We start from the raw sequence: 1,020 nt of genomic DNA on the forward strand, positions 1-1,020 counted from the left end.
CGCGCGGAGGACACGCCCGAAGTGATTGAACGGCGGCTCGAAAACGCCCGCACCGAGATCGGCCACTGGCAGGACTACGACTTCGTCGTCATCAACAACGATCTGGAAGTCGCGTTCGACCAGGTGCACGCGATACTGATCGCCGAGCGCCTGCGCCGTGGCCGGCGACCCGGGCTCGAGAAGTTCGTCGGCCAGCTGACCGGTTAGCCCATCTATCGCCACAGCCTCACAGCCGATTGGCCAGCGTCACGAATTCCTCCACCGACAGCTCTTCGGCGCGCCGCGAACCGTCGATGCCGGCCCGCTCCAACAGCGCCTGCCCGCCGAGGCTTTTCAGGCTGGAACGCAGCATCTTGCGCCGCTGCCCGAACGCGGCCCGCGTGATCGCCTGCAGCTTGTCGATATCGCACGCGAGCGGCTCGCGGCGGGGGATCAGGCGAACGAGGCTGGAGGTGACCTTCGGCGGCGGGGTGAACGCGGCCGCCGGCACGTCGAATAACGCTTGTGCGTCGGTCCGCCAGCCGGTCAAAACCGACAGCCGGCCATATGCCTTGTCGCCGACGCCGGCACACACGCGCTGCGCCACCTCTTTTTGAAACATCGCCACCACGCAATCGTACCATGGCGGCCATGGATCTGCGGTGAGCCAGCCGGCGAGCAGCGGCGTCGCCACGTTGTAGGGCAGATTGGCGATGATGCGCGCGCGACCGTCGGTCACTTTCGTCCAGTCGATCGTCAAGGCGTCGGCTTCGATCACTTCGAGCCGGCCGCGATAACGCTCCGCCACTTGTTCGAGCGCCGAAAGACAGCGCCGGTCGCGCTCGATGGCCACAACCTTGGCGGCGCCCGCCGCCAGCAGCGCCCGGGTCAGCCCGCCCGGTCCGGGGCCGATCTCCACCACGGTGACCTGCGCCAGATCGCCGCCGGCGCGCGCGATCTTCATCGTCAGGTTGAAGTCGAGCAGAAAGTTCTGGCCGAGCGACTTCTTCGCCCCGATGCCATGGGCCGCGATCACGTCCG

At 67.4% G+C, this 1,020-nt stretch carries 2 protein-coding genes; one reads left to right on the top strand and one right to left on the bottom strand.

Going from position 1 to position 1,020, the window contains the following annotated elements:
- On the top strand, positions 1-207 hold a 207-nt coding region (locus MJD61_04465; protein MCG8554530.1), incomplete at its 5' end, for a guanylate kinase.
- A 19-nt stretch (positions 208-226) separates the two neighbouring features.
- On the opposite strand, the gene rsmA is transcribed toward MJD61_04465, so the two are convergent.
- Positions 227-1,020 (bottom strand): 16S rRNA (adenine(1518)-N(6)/adenine(1519)-N(6))-dimethyltransferase RsmA (rsmA, locus tag MJD61_04470; GenBank protein MCG8554531.1); only part of this gene is annotated, 794 nt, incomplete at its 5' end.

The organism is Pseudomonadota bacterium (assembly GCA_022361155.1).
In the GTDB taxonomy this organism is placed as follows: Bacteria; Myxococcota_A; Polyangia; order Polyangiales; family JAKSBK01; genus JAKSBK01.